General features: G+C 56.8%; 23 protein-coding genes and 1 tRNA gene. 6 read left to right on the top strand and 18 right to left on the bottom strand.

Translation table 11 applies throughout. From position 1 onward, the window contains the following. Positions 1-13: 13 nt before the first annotated feature. Together KGZ93_03270 and KGZ93_03265 are read right to left on the bottom strand one after the other, a co-directional pair. Complete coding sequence (locus KGZ93_03270; protein ID MBS3908642.1) at positions 14-1,321, bottom strand: S8 family serine peptidase; 1,308 nt, start codon at positions 1,319-1,321, stop codon at positions 14-16. A 185-nt stretch (positions 1,322-1,506) separates the two neighbouring features. Then, the gene (locus KGZ93_03265) at positions 1,507-2,421 is read right to left on the bottom strand and encodes a permease (protein ID MBS3908641.1); all 915 of its coding nucleotides are present in this window, start codon (positions 2,419-2,421) and stop codon (positions 1,507-1,509) included. Between the two features lie 100 nt (positions 2,422-2,521). On the opposite strand from KGZ93_03265, the gene KGZ93_03260 reads away from it, so the two are divergent. Continuing rightward, complete coding sequence (locus KGZ93_03260) at positions 2,522-3,133, top strand: 5-formyltetrahydrofolate cyclo-ligase (protein ID MBS3908640.1); 612 nt, start codon at positions 2,522-2,524, stop codon at positions 3,131-3,133. A gap of 40 nt (positions 3,134-3,173) precedes the next feature. Here the strand turns inward: KGZ93_03260 and KGZ93_03255 are convergent, their stop codons facing one another. From KGZ93_03255 to KGZ93_03230, 6 genes are all read right to left on the bottom strand, one after another. Next, positions 3,174-3,761, bottom strand: a complete 588-nt coding sequence (locus KGZ93_03255; protein MBS3908639.1) for a phosphatidic acid phosphatase — start codon at positions 3,759-3,761, stop codon at positions 3,174-3,176. Then, a complete protein-coding gene (locus tag KGZ93_03250) occupies positions 3,736-4,608 on the bottom strand; it encodes a YihY/virulence factor BrkB family protein (protein MBS3908638.1) in 873 nt (290 codons plus the stop codon). The genes KGZ93_03255 and KGZ93_03250 overlap by 26 nt, the downstream gene beginning before the upstream one ends. Positions 4,609-4,621: 13 nt before the next feature. After that, positions 4,622-6,061: a metallophosphoesterase gene (locus KGZ93_03245; GenBank protein ID MBS3908637.1), complete on the bottom strand. Its 1,440-nt coding sequence runs from the start codon at positions 6,059-6,061 to the stop codon at positions 4,622-4,624. A gap of 182 nt (positions 6,062-6,243) precedes the next feature. Next, positions 6,244-6,663 carry a YtxH domain-containing protein gene (locus KGZ93_03240; protein MBS3908636.1) on the bottom strand — a complete coding sequence of 140 codons (420 nt, stop codon included), beginning with the start codon at positions 6,661-6,663 and terminating at the stop codon, positions 6,244-6,246. A 96-nt stretch (positions 6,664-6,759) separates the two neighbouring features. Next, positions 6,760-7,704: a D-alanine--D-alanine ligase gene (locus tag KGZ93_03235; protein ID MBS3908635.1), complete on the bottom strand. Its 945-nt coding sequence runs from the start codon at positions 7,702-7,704 to the stop codon at positions 6,760-6,762. 57 nt (positions 7,705-7,761) lie between these two features. Continuing rightward, complete coding sequence (locus tag KGZ93_03230) at positions 7,762-9,033, bottom strand: PLP-dependent aminotransferase family protein (protein ID MBS3908634.1); 1,272 nt, start codon at positions 9,031-9,033, stop codon at positions 7,762-7,764. 504 nt (positions 9,034-9,537) lie between these two features. Here KGZ93_03230 and KGZ93_03225 point away from each other — a divergent pair. From KGZ93_03225 to KGZ93_03210, 4 genes are all read left to right on the top strand, one after another. Continuing rightward, positions 9,538-9,610: transfer RNA gene (locus KGZ93_03225), tRNA-Arg, on the top strand. A gap of 60 nt (positions 9,611-9,670) precedes the next feature. Continuing rightward, positions 9,671-10,027: a hypothetical protein gene (locus KGZ93_03220; GenBank protein MBS3908633.1), complete on the top strand. Its 357-nt coding sequence runs from the start codon at positions 9,671-9,673 to the stop codon at positions 10,025-10,027. Further along, positions 10,012-10,401: a hypothetical protein gene (locus tag KGZ93_03215; GenBank protein ID MBS3908632.1), complete on the top strand. Its 390-nt coding sequence runs from the start codon at positions 10,012-10,014 to the stop codon at positions 10,399-10,401. Before KGZ93_03220 ends, KGZ93_03215 begins: the two co-directional genes overlap by 16 nt. 191 nt (positions 10,402-10,592) lie before the next feature. After that, positions 10,593-11,732: a DUF4830 domain-containing protein gene (locus tag KGZ93_03210; protein ID MBS3908631.1), complete on the top strand. Its 1,140-nt coding sequence runs from the start codon at positions 10,593-10,595 to the stop codon at positions 11,730-11,732. A 350-nt stretch (positions 11,733-12,082) separates the two neighbouring features. Here the strand turns inward: KGZ93_03210 and KGZ93_03205 are convergent, their stop codons facing one another. Beyond that, positions 12,083-12,646, bottom strand: coding sequence for a matrixin family metalloprotease (locus tag KGZ93_03205; protein ID MBS3908630.1), 564 nt, complete (start codon positions 12,644-12,646; stop codon positions 12,083-12,085). Beyond that, positions 12,619-12,864, bottom strand: coding sequence for a hypothetical protein (locus KGZ93_03200; GenBank protein MBS3908629.1), 246 nt, complete (start codon positions 12,862-12,864; stop codon positions 12,619-12,621). The genes KGZ93_03205 and KGZ93_03200 overlap by 28 nt, the downstream gene beginning before the upstream one ends. A gap of 845 nt (positions 12,865-13,709) precedes the next feature. Here KGZ93_03200 and KGZ93_03195 point away from each other — a divergent pair. Then, positions 13,710-14,621: a hypothetical protein gene (locus KGZ93_03195; GenBank protein ID MBS3908628.1), complete on the top strand. Its 912-nt coding sequence runs from the start codon at positions 13,710-13,712 to the stop codon at positions 14,619-14,621. An 18-nt stretch (positions 14,622-14,639) separates the two neighbouring features. Here KGZ93_03195 and KGZ93_03190 read toward each other — a convergent pair whose 3' ends face one another. The 8 genes from KGZ93_03190 to KGZ93_03155 all read right to left on the bottom strand — a co-directional run. Next, positions 14,640-15,212, bottom strand: coding sequence for a hypothetical protein (locus KGZ93_03190; protein MBS3908627.1), 573 nt, complete (start codon positions 15,210-15,212; stop codon positions 14,640-14,642). A 205-nt stretch (positions 15,213-15,417) separates the two neighbouring features. Beyond that, positions 15,418-16,293 (bottom strand): polysaccharide deacetylase family protein, encoded by an 876-nt coding sequence (locus KGZ93_03185; GenBank protein ID MBS3908626.1) that lies wholly within the window; start codon positions 16,291-16,293, stop codon positions 15,418-15,420. A 192-nt stretch (positions 16,294-16,485) separates the two neighbouring features. After that, positions 16,486-17,421 carry a D-alanine--D-alanine ligase gene (locus tag KGZ93_03180; GenBank protein MBS3908625.1) on the bottom strand — a complete coding sequence of 312 codons (936 nt, stop codon included), beginning with the start codon at positions 17,419-17,421 and terminating at the stop codon, positions 16,486-16,488. A gap of 103 nt (positions 17,422-17,524) precedes the next feature. After that, a complete protein-coding gene (locus KGZ93_03175) occupies positions 17,525-17,827 on the bottom strand; it encodes a YtxH domain-containing protein (protein ID MBS3908624.1) in 303 nt (100 codons plus the stop codon). A 194-nt stretch (positions 17,828-18,021) separates the two neighbouring features. Continuing rightward, positions 18,022-18,912 (bottom strand): ParB/RepB/Spo0J family partition protein, encoded by an 891-nt coding sequence (locus tag KGZ93_03170; GenBank protein ID MBS3908623.1) that lies wholly within the window; start codon positions 18,910-18,912, stop codon positions 18,022-18,024. Further along, a complete protein-coding gene (locus KGZ93_03165; protein ID MBS3908622.1) occupies positions 18,881-19,774 on the bottom strand; it encodes a ParA family protein in 894 nt (297 codons plus the stop codon). The genes KGZ93_03170 and KGZ93_03165 overlap by 32 nt, the downstream gene beginning before the upstream one ends. A gap of 53 nt (positions 19,775-19,827) precedes the next feature. Then, entirely contained in the window at positions 19,828-20,559 is a 732-nt protein-coding gene (gene rsmG / locus KGZ93_03160; protein MBS3908621.1) for a 16S rRNA (guanine(527)-N(7))-methyltransferase RsmG, read from the bottom strand. Positions 20,560-20,569: 10 nt separating this feature from the next. Further along, on the bottom strand, positions 20,570-21,470 hold a 901-nt coding region (locus KGZ93_03155; protein ID MBS3908620.1), incomplete at its 5' end, for a tRNA uridine-5-carboxymethylaminomethyl(34) synthesis enzyme MnmG.

Raw genomic sequence — 21,470 nt, 5'->3', positions numbered from 1 at the left:
GCCTCCTCGTCGGCTAGAACTCGATGCGCTCCCGGTCCTCTTCATCCATTAGTTCGAACCGCTTGGAGTTCCGGCGGCGCGCTCCCCGATCCCGGTGGACGACCGATTCATAGAGCTGCGTAAGGGCGCTTAGCGAGGCCGAGCGCGGTGGCGCCTGCTCGTTCGGCTCCGGCGGGTTTTCATGCGTCCGGACGTAGCGCAGGGCCGAGCCCGCGTCGACCATTCCGGCGCCTTGCGCGTAATCGTCCAATTCCAGGTCGGTCGCCGTATTTAATAGCGCTTCTCTGATAAGCTGCGGGGAGCTATCTCCGGCGGCCTCCAACAGCAGCGCGATTATGCCCGCGACATGCGGCGTGGCCATACTCGTGCCCGTCGCCGAGGTATAGTAATTGTCGAGTGGTTTACCGGCTCTCGTATCTTTCGCTCTCGCCGAGATAATGTCGATGCCCGGCGCGATAATCTCGGGCTTGAGACGGTCATCGGAGGTCGGTCCCCGGGATGAAAACTCGGCCACCAACCCGTTAGCGGTAGCGGCTCCGACCGTTATCACGCGCCGCGCCGCGGCGGGGCTCCCTACGGTCCTGCGGTTAGGCCCGTCGTTGCCGGCGGCCACACATACCACGATGCCGCTCTCGACGGCCCGGTCGCATATCTCACAGAGCGCGTCGCCGCCGTCGGAAGAGCCGCTGGTTCCCAGGGAGAGGTTGATGATATCAGCGGCGAGGTCGACCGACCATTCGACCGCCGCCATCACATCACTCATCCTGCCGCTGCCGTCGGCGGCGAGGACTTTGCCGGCGAGAATCAAAGCGCCGGGGGCCGCTCCTTTAAACTTACCGGCCGAATATGAGCCGCTCCCGGCCGCAATGCCGGCGACCAGACTGCCGTGCCCATTGCCGTCACGAAACCCTTCGAGTGTGAAGTCTTGCGTCGCCAGAATCCTGCCGTTGAAATCCGGGTGCGAGATGTCGATTCCGGTGTCGATGACCGCTATCTTGACATCTTTGCCGGTGAGGCCGCTCTCCCATACCTGGGGGACCTTGACCAGGGATAACGATTCGTCGAGAACCGCGTAGACCTTCTCGTCTTCCTCTATGCGCTCGACCCACGGCTCGCGGACGAACGCTTCTACGTCGCCGGCCGGGAGGCTGACCGATATCGCATTGACCATCTTGATGATGTGCCTCACGCTCAGCTTGGGCTTTCGCGTCAGTTCATCGACGATATCCTTCTCCAAGAGCCTTGATTTTATGATTATGTGCACTCGCTCATCGGGTGCGATAGCTAAAAGAGAATCGGCCAACTTAGCCGCTATCTTCATCTCTGCCTCCTCGGCGGGGGTCATGCTAATATTCGTTATTGCGTCATCTGTAAATCTCACTGCCGCCGCTAGAAAACCGCGCACTACATGAGGATACAGGAGTTGTCGGGCGGAATCCAGACGGCAACCGCCGCAAAGAGCGCCCTTCACTACATCCCCTTGTGGCCTTATCGCCGTTATCGGCCTTATCGCGCATCCATGTAACCGAAGAGCATGCCTATCGCCGCCGCTACCAACCAGCACAGCGCCAGAAATACGAGGGCTCTGCGGTAGCCCAACCATCTCCCCACTATCGCGAAGACCGGCGCGTTTACCACAGGGGCGGCGAGCATAAACGCGACCGCTCCACCCAGGCTAAGCCCCTTCTTCAGCAAAACATAGATTATGGGGACGTCGGCGCCGAAGACAAAATAAAAGGGCAGCCCTAAAAGCGCGGCTTTAGGCGCTTCCAGCGGTCCGCCGAGCAGCGCCGTGACGGTCTCTTCCGAGACGACCACCTCTATTAGAGATGCCAACAGCAGGCTGAGCGCCAGCCACGGCACGACGACGCGCGCGCCGCGCGCCAGGCTCCGCCAGACCCGGGACAGCCGCAACACCGGCGGGGCATCATCCTCGGCCTCGAAACAATACTCGCAGAAGTCGTTATCGAAGAGCGGCTCCACCTCGCAGTCCATCGCAGCCGTTGCAAATCTCGGCTCGATAAACTTCGTGACGACCAGGGAGAGTACCAACGCCGATAAGAGCGCGATTATAATGCGAAGCACCGCTAACTGCCAGCCAAGAAGCAACGTGACAATCAGGGTCGAAACACCGGCGGCCGAGCCCGCCGCAATAAAGGTCAATACCGGCGCCCACGCGGCGCCGCTTTTGCGCGCGATGGCGGCCATCGGCACTCGACAACCCGTCGTCGCCGGCAGAAACACGCCGAAGAAGCTCGAGACTAAAACCGCTCGTGACGGAGTGCCTTGAATCAACCGGTCGAGCGAGCGCGGCGAGAAGTATTGCGCCAGGACAGCCGCGAGCACAAGTGATATAATAATTAAAGGGAGTATGTCGAGGGTAATGTCGCGAAATGTCGTTATGATCTCAAAGAATATCACGGGACCCTCTCCTATGCTCGTGTTTATTTAATTAAACTGCTTTTGGGCCGGGCTTTCAACATAGAAAGCGCCGCAATAGCGGAATTTTGAAAGGAACTGCATGTCGCCAAAGCATGCGCTGCGCCAAAGAACGAGCGATAAACGAAACGCGCTCCGCCCCGAAGACCGCGAAGACAGGGCGGCGCTTATCGGAGAGCGCCTCTTCGCGCAGCCCGAGTACGAGCGCTCGTCCTACATACTTTTCTACGCGGCGTTCGGCAGCGAAGTCCCGACGCTCGCGATGATGGAAACGAGCCTTAAGGCCGGCAAAAAAATCGCCCTTCCCATCACCGACACCGAAAACAACAGCCTCGTTCCGCGCGGCGTAGATGACCTTAGCACGCTTTTTGTGAGCAAATACGGCATTCCGGAGCCGGTGGTCGCGTGTACCTGCGACTGTGCTACCGCGGAAATCGATTTGGTTATCGTCCCGGGCATGGTCTTCGACGAATGCGGCAACCGCATCGGCTACGGCGGCGGATACTACGACCGTTTCTTAAGCCGGGTCGGGGCCGCGATTCCGAGACTCTCAATCGCCTACGAACTCCAAATCGTCCCGCACATCCCAAGAGAGAGCCACGACCTGCCGGTCGATAAAATCATCACCGAGAGGCGAGTCATCGTGGCCGAGGAATCCAGAAGGCTGCGCGGCGAGTCTATCCGGGGTTACTAATCTACCGCAATACTTTGGCAAGCGAGCGCGGCCCGCTCCGTCAAATCAGCCCGAAGAACGAAAAAATCCCGGAAGTAGCGACTATTGCGACGAGAATCCCGGCCGCCAACTGCGCCGGAGTATGCTTGCGGAGCGTCAAGCGCGCCCAGCCCACGACCGGTACCAACAGCAAGGCCGGGGCCGCCGCCGCGCCGAAGATGAAATAGAGCATGGCCGCAATCGACGTGATGCCGGCGGCATGGAGGCTTATCTTCCAAACCGCAGTCACCGCCGTTATCGTCGCCCCCAAGGCTACTACCGTCCAGGCGACCGCGAGAACCATGCCGGGGGCGCCGGCGACGTAGAGCGCCGCCAATCCCGCGACCGCGCAACTGAGCGAGAAGATGAAGGGCTTGAGCCGGTCTTCGCGGCTGCTGATATGGACGTCTCGAACCTGCCCTCCGCGAATGCGGCGTCTAATATCCCAGAGCGGCAAAGCGCTGAAGAAAACGGTCAAAATAGCCGCATTGAGAAGAAAGGCTGCCGTAGTTGGGGTCGCAATCGCCGCTACCAGCCAAAAAAAGGGCGCCGACGAATAATAAGGGTTGAAGATGTCCGATATCCTATTTGCTGCCTTTTCGCGGTTCAAAGCTCTTGACACCACCCGCGGCGCGGCGCTTGAACGCGACGTTTATCTCCGCGCCGAGCAAGAGCAAGACCGCCGAGATATAGAGCCAGAACATCAACAAAACGATCGTCGCGAACGAGCCGTAAATCAGGCCGTACCCCTGGCTCGCGAACGCGCTTAGGTATACGGCGAAGCCATATTTCGCCAGCTCCCAGCATAGGCCGGCGGCGACGGTCCCGGGCAAGATGCTCAAGAGCCCGACCTTGACGTTGGGGACCATCTTGTAGACGACGAGAAAGAGGAGTATCGTGAATACGGCTCCCAACCCGAGGCTGAATATCGTCCACGTGACCGCGATTATCCGGTCGGGAAAGAGCATCCGCAAGACCTCGTCTCGAAAGACCGAGGCGATTGCGGTCGCGCCAAAGGACAAGATGATAAGCCCGGCTATCATCAGATAAACGACAATTGCTATGAGCCGCTGCAAGATAAGGTTGCGCGTCTCGGCGACCTCGTAGACCGCGTTGAGCCCGATGGCCAAGCCGCCAAAGAGATTGGTCCCCGCCCAAAGAAAACCGATGAGCGCGATAGCGCCGGCGCTCGAGCGCTTGTTGATAAGCTCCTCTATCGTCCCCCCGGCCAAATCGGCGAAGACCGGAAAATTATTGAAGACATAGTCCATGAGCTGCGCGCGCACCGCTTGGTTCTCGAGAACGTAAGCGAGGATAACCCCGGTGAAGAGCAGGATCGGAAAGAGCGAGAAGAAGATGAAAAAGGCGATGCCGCCCGCTAAAAGCGCGCCCCGATGCTCGATGAATTTGGTGTAGACTTCCAGTAAGAATCCGATTAGCGTTCGCGCGAAAGTTATAGCGACCTCCCCCCTATTTTCTCTGCTCGATTAATTCGCCCTTCGCGCCGGAAGTCCTGCTATCTCCATCCGGCCATTCGATTAGCGACCGCTCCAGGCGAAACTCGCGCGCCGCCCCCATCACGGCAAGGCTGTCGATTGCCGCCAGACGTTTTGTCGCGCGGTCGAAATGTAGGAGGTTGAGCGTATACGGTACGCCTTCTCTATTTTGAAACGTCCGAATTCCCGCCCCACCGGTAGTCCCGGCGTTGCTCATAACGTATCCGGCTTTCTCTTTGAGCTGCGCCTTGTGGACATGTCCGCTCAAAACTACCGGTACCCGGCCAAAGAACTCGCCGGCGAGCGCGGAGTTATGGATCGCCAGTATTTGAGGCTCGACGGTCATCGTGTCGATAGTCTCGTCGATTCGCCGCTCCATCGCCGTCATCGAATCCTCGCCGGCTACGTGGGCCTCAAAGGCGTAGGACGCCGGGTCGGGGACGCCCAGAACGGGGATTCCTTCTATCTCGACCGGGGCTCCCTGGAGAACGGTCACATTCTCTACCGATTTCAGATATTCTATCGTCTCCGGAGAGTCGTGGTTTCCGGGGACAAAATAATACGGCACCGGCAACGTCGCGATGCCCTCGATGAGCTTGGTCTCGATCGGTGTGCCCCAGTCGGTGATGTCGCCCGTATCGATGATGAAGTCGGCCTTAAAATCGATGGCGACACGCCGGGTTAGGTCTACCGCCGCCGGGTTGTTGTGGAGGTCCGAGACATGGAGCACCTTGATGGTGTCGTCCCGAAGCGGTTGCCAGGCGTCGACCTTGGAGTAAAAGAGGTTGATATTCTTAGCGATGCTCTTTATCTCCTGACGAAACGCCGCGATATTGCCGAGTTGCTTGGCGATGGCGTCGATAGCCCAAGGCGCCGCCGTCAACGCGCCGCTATAGCGCGGCTGCTTAAAGGCTTCAACGTCGAAGGTTCGGTAGGTCGCCAGCAGCAACGAGCCGACAAGGAAAGCGCCGGCGAGTGCGCCGGCCCCTGCCTTGAGCAGGCGTCTTCTTGGCGTTAACGCGGCCCCGAGGGCGCCCCCGAGCGCCGCTATCGCGATCAGCCGCAATACGAACCGCCTGAAAGCGCTCCGGCCGTCGGCCTCGAGTCTGTCGACCAGCTCGCCGCCATTGTCTATATCGTTTGCGACCTGGGCTAACCGGCTCGGGTAAATACGCTCGAAGGCGACCTTAAGCTTAAGCGGCGTACCATGAGTCCGGGCGGATATCTCGCCGAATGGCGGGATCGCGAGTTCCGTGTCGCCCCGATACGAGGGTGACGCGCTCAAGCCCAACCTGAACCCGTTGATATCATATGAGGACTGGCCGAAGAGCGCCGCGAAGACAACGCTCGCCAACAATGCGGCGGCGAGCGCGAACCACCATGATGAGAGTCTTGCTTTTACTTTTTCCACCATGCAACCACCGTTAGCCTTGCCTGTCCTTATAATTCTAGACGATCCGCGAACAACTGCAAGCACGAGCGCAGGAGGTCAGAGCGGTTGCCGTCGCGAAAAAACAAAACGCAAGGGAAAAAAATCCCCTGCGTTTAAATGCTTGGTCTGACCTCAATCGGGCTTGTACCCAAGAAAAGGGCTTTCTATTTTTCTTTCTCGGCCCCCGCGGGTTGCGCCTCCTCGGCCCCCGCTTCGGGAGTTTCGGCCGGCTCGACCGCTTCGACCTCTTCCTTCGCCGCCTCGACTTTCTCCTCGACGACTTCTTCGGCTTTCTCGGCCTCCGCGCCCATCTTCGCCCGGACCTTGTCGGCTACACTGTCGACGCCGCCGACCATCTGCTCTCTGGCCTCTTCGATTTTGACGCGAAGTACCTGGCCGCGCTCGGAAGCCATTTCGAGGAGCTTCCCCGACTGCTCGCCGTATTTCTCAAGACCGCCTTCCATCGTCTCATCGATTTTCGACTTTATCTGCTCCCGTGTCTCTTTGCCGGTACGCGGCGCAAACAGCAAGCCGCCTATCGCCCCGGCGATACCGCCTATGACAAGCGTTAAAAATCTACCCATTCTACCGTTCTCCTTTTTAGACATACTTGAGCTTCTCTTATCAAACCCCCGCACCGTTCGTGCGGATTATAATACCCTATTGCGGCTTCCTTGAAACTAGCGCTTGCGCGCCAGGACGAACTCGACGAGCATCTCGACGAGGTCGCTAAAGTCGATTCCCTTGGCCGCGGCCGACATCGGCAAGAGACTCGTCTCGGTCATGCCGGGGCTGGTGTTTAGCTCAAGGACATACGGGTTGCCGTCCCCGTCGACCATGATATCGATTCTCGTCACATCCCGACAATCGAGCACGGTATGGGCGCGAATCGCGATATCCTGAACCTTTTTCAAGACATCCTCGGGCAGGCGCGCCGGTATGAAATACTCGGTGTCGCCCATCGTATACATCGACTCGAAATCGAAGAACTCTTTTTTCGTGCTTATCTCGACCACCGGCAACGCTTCCGGATTTTCCTCACCGAGCACACTGACGCTCACTTCGGTTCCCTTGATATATTTCTCGAGGACGACCTTGTCGTCATAGCTGAGCGCGCCGATGAGCGCGCCCGGCAGTTCCTCGACGGAGTGGGCGATTTTAATACCGAGCGCGGACCCCTGGCCGGCCGGCTTTACGACGATGGGGAGCCCTAGCTTGGCCACTACATCGTCGAGGGCGCCCGCGGCCCCCATCTCGCGAAAACTACCCGCGCTCAGGGTAAAGAAGTCCGGGGTGGGGATATCTTTTCGCAAAAATATCTCTTTAGCGAGCGACTTGTCGAACCCGACATGGCTCGAATAGACACCCGGGCCCGTGTATGGAATTCCCATTATCTCGAGGAGTTCCTGGACCGTGCCGTCTTCGCCGTACTTTCCGTGGAGCGCGATATAGACGACATCGACCGGGTTCTGCTTGAGGTTCTCAACGAGATTCTCATCGACATCGAGCTTGAATACCTCGTAGCCCTTCTCCCGCAACGCCTCGTATACCCGATGTCCGCTCTTGAGCGAGACATCGCGCTCGAGCGAGCGTCCTCCCATTAGAACCGCTATCTTCTCGTTCACCGACTCCTCCTCCAATCCCCCGGCGTGCCCGCCGATACAAACCTCAAATCTCAAACATTATTTCTTGTTCTTGTCTTTGCCTGGCGAGTAACCCTTAAAGAGCGACCTGTAGAGGGCTAGTTGTTGTTTCGCCACCGCGCCGAGGCGCTTGATGCCCTCTTCGATCGTTTCGGACGGGCAATACGAGAAGTTAAGGCGAAGGCTGCTGTTTTTTTGAACGCCTACGTAGAAAGCGCGTCCCGGAACATACGCGACTTTCGCCTCGCGAATCGACTCGGCCAGCAGTTCGCCCGAGTCGAGCCCCTCGGGGAGCGTCGCCCAGATAAAGAGCCCTCCGTCGGGCTTCGTCCAGGTGGCGCCCTCGGGAAAGAACTCCTCAAGCGCCCCGATCATGGTAGCGCAGCGTTCCCGGTACAGGTCGACCAGGTCGTCTATGTTCTTCTGCCAGTCAAAGCTGCTTAAGTACTCGTCGGTCACGTGTTGCGAGAATGAGCTTGAGCAAAGATTTGCCGCCTGTTTGGCGAAAATCAGTTTTTCCAAGATAGCCCTGGGCGCCACGACCCATCCCAGGCGCATGCCCGGAGAGAATATCTTAGAGAAGGTTCCGACATAGATTACGCGCTCATCCAGCGACCGCATCGCTATCTCGTCTTCCCCGCGAAAACGGATTTTTCCATACGGGTCGTCCTCGACGACCACGAAGCCGTACTCCTCGGAAAGCTCCAGGATGTGCCTCCGGCGCGCACCGGTAAGCGTGACCCCGGCGGGATTGTGGAAGTTGGGTGTGACGTAGACGAATTTCGGCTGCCGCCCTTCCCTTCGCAGCCTCTCCAGCTCTACCGCCAAGATGTCGGTCCGCATGCCGCAGTCGTCGACCGGGATGCCGACGACCTCGGGTTCGTAGCTCATAAATGCCTGGAGCGCCCCGACATAACTCGGAGCCTCCACGATTATAGTGTCGCCTCGGCTGATAAATATCTTGGCGATAAACTCGAGCGCCTGCTGGGCGCCGTCGGTGATTATGATATCGTCGACGCCGATTCCGGTGTCGATTTCGCCCATGATGGCGGCGATATGGCGCCTCAGCCCCACATGGCCCTCGGACGAGCCATACTGCAGGGCGGCGTGGCCCTCACGAAGCATCACGCGCTGGGTCGCCTCGACGATTTGATTCATCGGAAAGACGCGGGTGTCCGGCATCCCGCCGCCGAACGAGATGACGTCCGGGCGCGCGGCGACCGCGAGCATCTCCCGAACCTCCGATGAGCGCATCTTGTTTACTCGAGTGGCGTAGAGTTCGAGCCACTGGTCAAACCTAAACTCCGTCATATCTTTCCTTTATCGGCATGTCTTTGTATAAAAAAACCCTCTCATCCCAACGGGACGAGAGGTTATCATCTGCTCGCGGTACCACCCATTTTTATCGCTGCCTTACGGCTTCGACCTCAAGGGGTCTGATGCGACCCCGGCTCTAACGTCGCCACCGGTCGGGCCTATTTACCGGCTCGCGCCTGTTGTGTTCAGCCCGACTGCTCCGGGATGGCCTTCCGTGTTAAACCAGGCACCGGCTTCCAGCAACCCGGCTCTCTTGCCCCGTGATTTAACCGTACTCTTCCCATCTACGCATCTGTATTTGGAGTATATTGTGGTATATGATAGTGGAGCCTTACGGCAAAGTCAAACACCTCTTGAGACAGACTTCACAATAAAAGAGCGACCCGGCGCAGGGTGCTTGGAGCCGCTATGAGCAGCCGCGTCGCGCAAGGCTGCTTGACGTGTCGGGGGCGAGCTTCTATACTCAATTATGTCAAAATCACGTTAAAAAAAGTTTTTGCCCTCGTAGCTCAGGGGATAGAGCACAGGTTTCCTAAACCTGGTGTCGCATGTTCGATTCATGCCGGGGGCACAACAGGCGAGCAGGGAATATACAAATCCATCGGTCTTACGATCGGTGGATTTTCCCGTTTTGACAGCCAAACTGACAACCACCGGTGGTAAAACACCTGTTCACACGCTCCATTCTTCTACATGCACTCTATTCCAGCGATGCAGAATAGGGAGAATCGGATCGCCCAATATCAAGGGCAGCGGCGAGAGCGTTAAAGAATGGTGCGCGGCCAATAATGTGAAGGCAGATCGGTTATGGTACCGGCTTCGCAAGCATAAAGCCGATAAGGATGCTCCTTTATTTAAGTCAAACCAATGGCTGCCGGTAGAAGTGCGCGAACACTCACCCACGGGGCAGCAATGGCTGGCTGAAAAAATCAACGAAGAGAAGGAGGGAACTCCGGCAGAGAGTAAGAGTATTTGGTCTGGTATTTGATGGCAGAATTGGGCAACCCGCGTGAGGTCGTAACCATCTCATTTGCGCATCGCGGAGTGATCCATCTCGATACCAAATTCAACATCGTGGGCAAGAATGTCGCGCTGTTTGCTCGTAAGAGCTTTCAGCCTGACACGGTTCGCTGGCTTGAAAGGCATTTTGATCTCATCGAGGCGACCGATGAAGAAACCTGTGGTATTGAGATCAACGCGTTAGCCCTTGGCGGCAATCAGGTGATCGTGCAGGAAAAGAGCGAGCCGCTGCGCTCCGCACGCGGGTTGACGCACACCGTTAGCCCGCCTTCTTGGGTGCCCATTAGCGATAGGCCTCGTCGGAGAGTGCTGTGGTATAAGAACATGATACCCTTGGACTAAAGTACCTGTTCGACTATCTTTTTCTTTGCTATCATTAGCCCATAGAATTATCGTGACGTTATTGGGTAACGGGGCTGATGGTTTTGCTAAGCGATAAGCAAAAGCGGGTTCGATCTCTTCTTGTAATCGTTTTTGTCTGTTTGTCGTTCATGCTGATATTCGTATCATGCTCTCGCACCGTTAAAGACGAAGTGCGCGAAGCACAAACGCCTCCGACCGCTCAATCGCAAGCCGATCTCGACAAAGAGCGCGAGTGGGAGAATGGGCGGCTCGCTCAAGAGCACAGAGCAAAAGCCGATGCCCGGGCAAGGCAACTGTTAGACGAATACGACCTGCATCCCATCGGTGAGCCCGGGCTCATTGCCGGCAGGGAGAATATGCCCGACAGTGCGGACGACTACTTTATGAAAGTTCATAACGACGCGTCGAAAGAGATCGGGCTCGATATGATCGAGCATCTCGACAGACTCGTGGCTAAGCTCACCTACCGGCTCGAAGAATACGCTCAAGAAAGCAAGGGCGAAATCCATGCGCATTTCTTTTACGACGGCACAGGCGAAATCCGCGGCGCTTTTCTAGCAATCGAGCACTTAATGCCCGGAGTCGTTTCTTTAAGAGACAGGTATCACTTTCACCCCGTCGGCCTCGAACCCGAAGCGCTGCGCTTCACCGATATCGAAACGATCACAATCGCAGGGCCCTGGACGGAAAGAGAAGGTTGGCGGTCTATTGCTAGCGTTGTCGACGCGGAGTCGATTGCGAAGATATGTCGGCTTATTGAGAAAGCGCAAGCGCGTAAAGGATTCAAGCCGGGGCCCGGCCCCGGAGAAGAACAATATGGGATTTGGTTCAACTACCCATCCGGCCCGACCATACGCGTTGTGCTTTATTCAAGCGGCGGTAAAGAAATAGTCCGGCCCGATATATTTAGCCGACAATGGCACTACCTTGCACCAAAAGAGCTTAAGCGTGAGATCAAGAAGATAATCTCAAATCTCGTCTATGACAAAGCCGGGAATGCGCCGGGCGATATTATGGAGGATTATTTGAGCGCAAGTCGGCGCAAAGACTGGCAAGAGGTGTACGCTATGTACGGGCGAAACACCGGAGCGCCGCCGCGTGCAAGCTACCTGGCGGAGATGAAGGACTCTAAAGAAACGTTGCTGAGCTTTGAGGTCGGCTCTGTTTTACTGCTAAGCAAAGATATCGCCGAAGTCGAGGTCAGCTTCAAATCCGATGTCAACGGAAACATTGTCACCGGCACCGATGAAAGATGGGGCTGCGTGCGCGAAGACGGTCGCTGGAAAATCAGGTGGATGCCGCGTCAATAATAGTAATGGATGTAGCTTGGATTCTTCGGGCTCGCCATATTCTACCATCACACGTTAGAAAACACGTTAGCGCAAAAACGTCCCTTAATCTTTTGGGGCTTTTCATATCCCTCTCCTTGGCGAGTTTTCCGGCCCTGCGGGTAAAGTTCTGCAGCGAACCGAGACCACGCCGGCCCAGCGGGAGATATTTACCGCTCTGAAGATCAAAGAGCCGCCGAAGTTCTACGAGATAACCCCGTAGGCACTACACGCATTTTAACCGCTTTCTATCCTTGCTGGATAACGCCCTGCTTGGGGCGGCGTTTGTCTACTAACTGTCGAAGTTCGGCCTCCTTCCATCACTTATTATGCTAATTAAACCATCTTGCCGTTGAAGCTCTAGCAGCATCCCTGTCAGCGGCGGTCACGGTTCTGGCATAATCGCTATTGACCAGTACGGTATACATCGTATCAGAGCTTACCGTAGAATGGCCCACTCGTAACGCGTGCCCTAATTCATGAGTTGGGACGCTTTGGACATCATAGTATCCCGCCATTTTAGAATTAGCAAAGGGATAAGAGCTATTGGTGTAAATATCAGTTTCTATGACATATCCATAAGCGGAATGATAAAAAGCGACACACTCTGCTACGATCCCATTCATGCCGTAGCTGTACTTCGTTACGGTTTTTATCCCATTCTGATACGGATAGGTTTCCGCTGTATCGCTGGAGCTTTTATATAAAAACCCCTTGGTCAATTGGGCATTCCAATGGGATATCGCGCTCGCGAATTGCGTCTTGGTCGTGGCTCCGTATGTATTCTGCATCTGGAATGTGCAGGTTTGGAAAGTATTTCCCCATGGTGTCGTAAGAGGATGGGTATAAGCGTAAGCAATTCCTACGCCTAACACTTCTTGGGCGGGGATTTGCAACTGTGCTGCAAAATATTCCTGTATACGCCTGTAGGGCTTGATGGCGGTTTGCCGCTGTTGTTGCTATTTAGCGCGGCGCGGCCTAATAACACAGAGATCAGCAGCAGCAGCAGGACTTCCAGGGCCGATCTTAAAGCAGGCGACAAATCAGGCTCCTCTTTGAGAAGCTGTTTGACATTACCAATAGCGGCATCAACATCGATTGTGTCTATCTTCAATAGCTCCACACAGTCTCAGGGATTTTAATTGACGTAGCTCAGCCCTTTAGGGCTGATAACGGCCATGCATACGCGATTATCAGGGCTAAAGCCCTGAGCTACGGGAGATAAAATATGAGTTGCAAAATCTCTGAGTCTAGTTTTTCGCTTGCGGCTATATTATCTCATAGGTTTTTAAGGCGGGGGTTTTAGTGCTTGTATGGCATTATGCGGCGTTAGAAATAATCGTATGTTCCCGTGATTATCGACGGTAATTTAGCGCCGAGCGAGCCTATTTCAGCAAGCACGGGCGGCTTGTTTGGCGGGCGCTTCAAGTACTTGTGGAAACGCAAATTCATCGCTAAAATCCTGTCAAGAGTTTTTTCAAAAATTTTCGCTGATTAGTTACAATTTTTTTAGCAGTCTTGGCGCCGAAAAAAGCGCGGCTTGAATAGCTACGGGTAGCAATATGCGAGGGACAGCATCTAGCCACGGAATGAATCCGGGCATGCCAAAACAATAATATTACGCCTGAACCTAATGGAGCCGAGTCCTTTATGATACAAACAGCGCTCGCTGCCGGAAGATGTGGTTTGCGTCGGTCTGCGGACGCAATACCTACCTTAGACAGCCTTCTTTGCGGGCATGACCGGCGCGCGTAAGCTTTTGCCGGAAAAGGGAATAATATGGATGTCGGTTCTTTGATTGGGGGCCGTAACCGCATAAACAAGCGACGGCGGCGGCCCCAGCGACAAGCCCGCCGCGCGCGAAGACTAATTCATCTGTTAAAATATACAAATAGGTACTAAGATAAAGTAAGCCGCGCGAGACGCGCGAGACGAGATACGGACAGGATGCGTGTAAATATGTTCTTGGGCGTTAAAGAGAGCCCCGTGCTCGGTAAAGAGCTGTCGGAGTGGCCGCTGGCGCTTCTCGACAATATCGTGCCGGATGTAAAAGTCGTATACAGCGATGTCGATGGGACGCTTTTTGGGCCCGGGGGATGTCTCTTCAAGAACGAAGACCACGAGTATACAGCCGCTGCCGCGCAGGCGATTCTCGCGTGCCACCTCCACCGCATCGATGTCGTTCTGGTCTCGGGGCGCAACCGGCATCAGCTCCACGGAGACGCGCGCATTCTCGGCTTCCAAAACTGGATTGCCGAACTCGGTTGCCAGCTGGTATACGGCATGGGCGAGACGGTAGTCCTAAACGCGGGCGACTTCAGAACCGAAGGAAAGACGGTCTGGGAAGCGATAGAGGCAGGCGGCGCACCGGCATTGCTCCTCGAGTCATATGCGGGCCTGCTCGAGTACCATCTACCCTGGTCGCAAAACCGGGAATGCACGCACATTTTTCGCGGCCGGATCGACACCGAGGAAGCAAACGAGCTGTTGGCCCGCGAGGGCTTTGCGGACGTAAAAATCATAGACAACGGAGAGGTGAGGCGGCGCAGCGAGCGGCTTCGGGCCGATATCCCGGAGATTCATGCGTACCATCTCTTGCCGGCGGCGAGCGGCAAAGCATCGGCGGTGCGAAAAGACCGCGAACTTCGCGCTATTCCCAAAGAGACCACTATCGCGATTGGCGACTCGGCCTCGGATCTCGCGCTGGCGCCCGAAGTCGGCGCGCTTTTCCTCGTCAAAAACGCCATCACCAAAAATTCCGGCCTCCTCGACGCGGTCAAAAATTATCCCAACGTCTTTGTGACCAACCACGCTATGGGAGCCGGGTGGGCCGAGGCCATACACTACCTCATCGGCAGAAAATACGTGTAGCGGCGCCGAGCCGATGCCCTACGCGTCGCTCTCCTCGGGCGCGACCAGCACTATCGTCTCAGCGGTGACAATAGAGTCGAGCGATGGGTCCTTCGACTCGAGAAGCCGCTTGAACTCATGGGCCCCGTATTGCCGACACTCGATCGATTGGGCCAGCGTCTCTTTTATGTAGGCCAACTTGCGCTCAAGGAGCGCCGCGTCGACCTCGCCTACGACTACCAGACGGAGCCCGGACAGCATCTTCTCCGGACGGCTCTCGAACTCGCCATAGACAAAAGCGAGCTGCACACCGTGGAGCTCTTGCAGCTCTTCGCTGAGAAAGTCCGACATACCCTCTGTCTTTATATAAAGACTTCTTAATTCGGGCAAGAGCGCGAACTCCCGGCGTACGCTAAAATGCTTGTGGTTCCCGACCATTCGAGACCTTAGAAGACCGAGCGCTTCGAGACGCTCCAAGTCGCGGCGGACAGCGCTAGGCGGTTCGTCTATCTGACGGCTGATGTCGCGGAGGTAGGTGTCGCATGAGATATCGGCCATAAAGAATGATAACAACTTCGCCATCACCTTCGACCGGATTAATGTTTCGAGCATCTAGGCCGCCTTCACCTCTGTGTTTATTAATAATATACACAATATTGTACATCTATTGTTAACAGGTGTACACCTTTTATTCTAGCGTGAGTCACTCGCTTTGGCTGACGGGCCGAGACTTATTCGCATGAGGTGTAGGCGGGCGCTTGGGGTTTAAGGAGGTTCGGCGCAACCTTGTTCCGACCATAAGAGGCAGCGGTCGTCTCTATGCTTGCTCCAATATGCCGGCGAGTTCCGTCTCCGCCTCGGCGCCGCGCTCAAGCATCTCGGTCATCGTCACAAACTCATAGCCTCTCTCCCGCAGGGCATCGATGACCATAGGCAGGGCATCTACCGTGTTCTGGCGACTGGCTCCTTCGCGCCGGAGCACGGCGCCGCTGTCGTGAAAGAGCAAGATGCTTCCCGGGCGAGTATGGCACAATACGCGCCTCAATATCTTCAAGGGGCTTGTCTGGCGCCAATCGATACTACTGACCGACCACAGAATGAGGCGATACCCCTCATCGTCGACGAGAAGGCGCCGCACGGCGCCGCTATAGATACCCCGCGGCGGGCGAAAGAGCTTGGTTGTTCTGCCGGTGACGCGCTTAATGGCCTGCTCGGTCTTGTGGGTCTGCGCGAGAACCATGCGCCTCGTCGCAGGCACCAGGTCTTTGTGTGTGTAGGTGTGGTTGCCGATGTCGTGCCCCTCCGCGACGATACGGCGGGCGATGTCCGGATATTTTTTGACATGAAGCCCGACCACAAAAAAGGTCGCTTTAACGCCTTTCTCTTTGAGTATGTCGAGAAGCTGGGGGGTATAGGCGGGGTTTGGCCCATCGTCGAAGGTTATGGCTACGATGTCCTCGTGCGGACCGCGCCTGACGATGCCGTCCTGTGAGCCGATGCCGTGGTACTCAAAGTAGCTGACAAACGCGGCCAGGCCGCCCGCACCGGTCAGGCCAAAGCCTACAAAAAGATAGACCGGGTCGATCTCGAACAACCAGCCTATCGATTCCGGCTGCCGCAAAACCGTCGATCCGAAGAGAGCTGCGACCAGAATCACCATCGTACTCGAAAATATTTGTAGAAGCTTTTTCATTCGGTGCTCCGTTTGGCGTCCATAAACCGAGCGACGCGTAAGAAATTATACATTAGAACTCCGCCCTGCCGGGTGTCGAGTCTCTATTGTACTATATTCCTTGCTAACCCCACAGACACTATTTTACATATTGCTAATCAACATTGGCGACTCGCGCAAGAACCATAGCTTCTCCTCAAGGACAAGCTGCTCCTAAGGCTTCTCTAGCGCCTGCTCGATGAGGTAAGCGATGAGTTCGGGGAATTCATAGCCGGCCGCTCGAGCGGCGTCTGGAAAGAGGCTGAGGCTCGTCATGCCGGGGATGGTGTTTATCTCGAGAACATGGGGGGTTCCTTCTTTGTCGACGATTATGTCGACGCGGGAAAACCCGCGGCAACCTATGGCGTTGTGCGCGCGCACCGCCGCTTCTTGGGCACGCCGCTGCTGGTCTTCGGGCAGCCTCGCCGGTATGATATGCCTGCTTAAGCCCGCCGTATACTTTGTCTCATAATCAAAGAAGTCGGTTTCGGTCTCGATTTCGAGTGTCGGCAGCGCGACCGGGTCGTTGCCGAGAACCCCGACGGTTATCTCGACACCTTCGACGAGCTGCTCGACCATTACCTCGGAATCATGCTCCAGAGCGCGTTCGACGGCCTCGACAAAATCCGCCTCCCGCCTGACCAGGCTCATGCCGATTGTGGAACCTTCGGAGATGGGTTTTACGACACAGGGAATGCCGGTAGTCCGGAGCGAGCCGGCGAGCACCTCCTCGCTATCTTTGGCATAGTCGCGGGCACAAAATAATTTGTAAGGGGGCGTCTCGACGCCGGCGGCTTGAAACAGCCTCTTCGACATCGCTTTGTTTATGCCTATGGCGCTGGCCATAACGCCCGACCCCGTGTAAGGCAAGCCGAGTATTTCCAGGAGCCCCTGGACCGTTCCGTCCTCGCCAAACTTTCCGTGCAGAGCGATAAAGACGACATCCGGCTTGAGCCGAAGGAGTTCCTCGGCCACGTTCTCGTCGAGGTCTACCTTAAAGGCCTCTTCTTCCTTGTCGAGCAGCGCCCGGTAAATCCGCTCACCGGTCAAGAGCGATACGTCTCTCTCAGCGGAACGGCCGCCCATCAAGACCGCGACTCTTTTCTTCACAACAAACCTTCCCGCAAAGCTATGCCGCCGGGTGTGCCCCACGCTTGGGCGCGCTCCCCGCAAGCACTCCGAGCCGGTATCCCGCCTCGGAAGACCGGCATGACTATACTTCATTTAGATGAAACTCTTCAAGCTGGGCTTTGATGCTGTTGAGCCTTTTGCGCAGGCTTCGCTCCTGCAACCCCACCACTTTTTCGAGCCGCAGGGCGGCGATGTCGATGCCGCTCTTGGCTCGCTCAAAGAAGTCCGCGGCGTTGTAGATTAGACCACTCGCGCGGCGAGAGAGACGCGCTCTGGTCTCAATGCCGGAGCCGGGCGCCATCATAACACCCGCCGCCACCCCCAGCAGGGTGCCCGAGAGCAAGCCTAATCCGAACTCGGCTACGCCAAAGCGCTTGACTTTCATTTGAATCCTCCGTTTGTGGCCGTTTACTCCATTATAACCGCTTGGCCGTCTCAATCCAAACCTATTGTCATCGTCGGCGCAGTCTCCACAGGCAGCCTGCCCGGACGCGCGGATCGATTATCTCGGACGCCCGCCAAGCGTTGAGCAAAGGTTCGGGAACCCATCCTTTGTGCCCCGAGGCTCTTGCGTCAAACCTACAACACTACGCTCTCGAGGTCTTCTCCGGAGAGACGCGCTATGATTTGTCTAAGCTCGTCCTCGGTTCCGAAGTGAATCTCGAGTCTTCCCTTTTCGCCCTGGGTCTTTATCTTCACCTTGGCCGATAGCCGCCGTGATAGGTCTTTAGCGGCCCGTTTGTAATGGAGCGGAGTCGTGTGAGCCGCCTCTTTTTGCGGTGCTTCCTTCCATAGCGCGGCTAACGCTTCGACCTGGCGAACCGATAGCGCGTCGCGCAGAACGCGCTCGGCCAACCGCAACCGGAACTCCTCGCCGTCTACCGCCAAGATCGCCCTCGCGTGGCCCGCGGAGAGTTTTCCCTCGACGACAAGCGCCTTTACCTGCTCGGGAAGTTGGAGCAGGCGAACGGTATTCCCTATCGTGCTGCGGTTCTTGCCGACCTTCCGGGCGACCTGCTCCTGGGTGAGGTCGAAATCCTCGATAAGGTGGTAGTATGCCGCCGCCTCCTCCAGCGCGTTGAGGTTCTCGCGCTGGACGTTTTCTATGAGCGCTATTTCCAGCGCTTCGCGGTCCGAGGTGTTTTTAATAATAGCCGGCACCACCTCGAGCCCCGCTTCTTTTGCCGCACGCCAGCGCCTCTCACCCGCGATAAGCTCGAAGAGTGAGCCGGTTTGGCGAACGACGATCGGCTGTACGAGGCCATGCTCCTTGACCGAGCAGACCAGTTCGGAAAACGCGGTCTCGTCGAAATAGCGGCGCGGCTGGTTCGGGTTGGGCACTATCTTTGTGACTTGAACATATTTAAGTGCGGCGGACATGTCTCCGCTGATTATCAAGGGTAAATCCATGTCTTGCGTCAGGCCCGGTATCAGGGACTCAAGACCCCTGCCTAATCCTCTTTTCTGCACGTGATATCACTTCCCCTGTAAATTGTTGATAGGCTTTTGCGCCTTTTGATTCGACGTCGAACCGGTTTATCGGCACCCCGAAGCTCGGCGCTTCGCTGAGGCGTACGGTTCGAGGTATGATCGTCTCGAACACCAGTTCGTGGAAGAACTTCCTGACCTCGTCGATGACCTGCTGCGATAGTCTCGTGCGAATGTCCCGCATCGTCATAAGGACGCCGGCGATTTGCAAATCCGGGTTTAGATGCGTCTTTACCAAGCGGACGCTTTCAAGGAGCTTACTCAAGCCCTCTAGGGCGTAAAACTCGCATTGTACCGGGATTATGACCTCATCCGCCGCAGTCAGCGCGTTGATAGTCAAAAGGCCGAGCGACGGAGGGCAATCGATGATGATATAATCGTAGCGACCCTTGACCGCCGATAGGGCCCGCTTTAGTTTTTGCTCGCGCGAGAGCGCCGAGACCAGCTCTATCTCCGCCCCCGCCAACTGAACCGTTGAAGGCGCCATCGCCAGGTTCTTGATCGAGGTCGCGGTGACGATGTCTCTCAGCGGCACCTCGTCGATTATCGCGTCGTAGACACATCTCTCCAGCGACTTCTTGTCGATGCCCAAGCCGCTGCTCGAGTTGCCCTGGGGGTCGAAGTCTACCAGCAGAACCTTGTGGCCGGCGTCGGCCAAGTATGCGCTGAGGTTTATCGCGGTGGTGCTCTTGCCGACGCCGCCTTTTTGGTTGACGACGGCGTACGTTAGTCCCCTGCGGTCGCCCGCGAGTATTTTGGGGGGGGTGTCGCTCAAAGGCGCCTTCTCTCCCCGAATCTCCTCTTCAATCTGCTGTAGCCGTCGCGAAAAGAGGTTTATTGCCATTGTCCCCTGCTTATTACGGTGTCTCAATAAAACGTTCTTTGGTGCCGCGCTTACTACCTGATCGGCCTTTTAGCCGGTACGCCCGCTCGGCGCGGGTATGTTTCCCCGCTCGGCGCTACCTTCGTCATAGCGACAAGATAACGCTTCGCATTAAGAAATGGTACCACAACTTCAGCGACCTCATCAATGCGACCGCCGAGCAAATTCAAGGCCTGTTTTACGCCTTCGACCTCATCTCGTGCGCCCTTGGCCTTGTAGCAAAAGAACCTCCCACCTACTCTGAGCAGTGGAAGCGCATACTCCACAAGGACCGCCAAATCGGCGACGGCCCTCGATACGGCGTAAGAAAAAATATCGCGATTTTCCATACGCTTTCCGAAGTCCTCGGCTCGTTCGTTCGCGACCATCGCGTCTTCGAGGCCGAAAAGGTCGATTACGTGCGCGAGAAAGGAGCTTTTCTTGGCTGAGGACTCCAGCAACGTCAGCTTGAGGTCGGGGCGGACCAGCTTGAGCGGTATTCCGGGCAATCCGGCTCCGGCGCCGATGTCTACCAGGCTCGAACCAAGCGCCGGCTCGAACCGCGAAAGGAGCGCTATCGAGTCGAGGAGGTGTTTTACGACCATCTCCCGAGTGTCGGTTATCGAGGTCAGGTTGAACCGCTCGTTCCACGCCGCAATCTCCCCGAGATATGCCAATAGCGCCTCTGCTTTGCCGGGGTCGAGGGCGATGCCGAGTTCGTCCGAACCCTCCAGCAACAACTCGCGCGGCGATTTCTCTGTCGTCAAGGCGGCTCCTTTACATGGGGCTTCGTGCTTTTCTTTGTTCGAGGTGGACAAGGAGGGCGTTGATATCGGCCGGGGTCACCCCGGAGACGCGCGACGCTTGGCCCAACGAGCGCGGCCGCACCTGCGTGAGCTTTTCGCGGGCCTGAATCGAGAGGCCGTGGAGGTGCGTATAATCGAGTTCGGCGGGGATACGGCGCGCTTCCAGCCTCTTAAACTGCTTGACCTGTGACATCTGGCGCCGGATATAGCCCTCGTACTTCACTTCGACCTCGACAACGAGGCGCTCCTCCCCTGTAAGTCGTTTCAGCTGCGGCGCAAACCCCTCGATGTCGGCGACCGTGATTTGTGGACGCCGGAGGAGATCCGCCGCGGACATCGAGCGGTCGACCGGGGTGGTTCCCGCCCCGACCAGCATGTCGTTGAGGGTATCCGTGGGCTGGATAATCGTCGACTCCAGGCTGCCCGACACCTCCGCCGTCAGGCGCTCTTTCTCTTCGGTCCGGCGACGGCGCTCGCCGTCGATGAGGCCGAGCTCAAAAGCCAAACCCGAGAGCCTGATATCCGCGTTGTCGGAGCGGAGCAGCAGGCGGTACTCGGCGCGCGAGGTAAACATCCGGTACGGCTCGTCCACCCCCTTGGTAACCAGGTCGTCGATGAGGACACCGATATAGGCCTGGGAACGGTCTAAAACAAAGGGCGCGCGTCCCTGTATTTTTAAAGCGGCGTTAATTCCCGCCATCAACCCCTGGGCCGCGGCCTCTTCATATCCGGAGGTACCGTTGATCTGCCCGGCGGCATAAAGCCCCGGGACCGCTTTGGTCTCCAATGTCGGATAGAGCTGGTCCGGATAGATGAAGTCATAGGCGACCGCATAGCCCGGGCGCATGATGCGGGCGTTCTCGAGGCCGGGG

The sequence above is a fragment of the Actinomycetota bacterium genome, from assembly GCA_018333515.1.
GTDB lineage: Bacteria > Actinomycetota > Aquicultoria > Aquicultorales > Aquicultoraceae > Aquicultor.
Note: the sequence above shows the minus strand (reverse complement) of the source record. Positions and strands in the feature narration are given on the sequence as shown.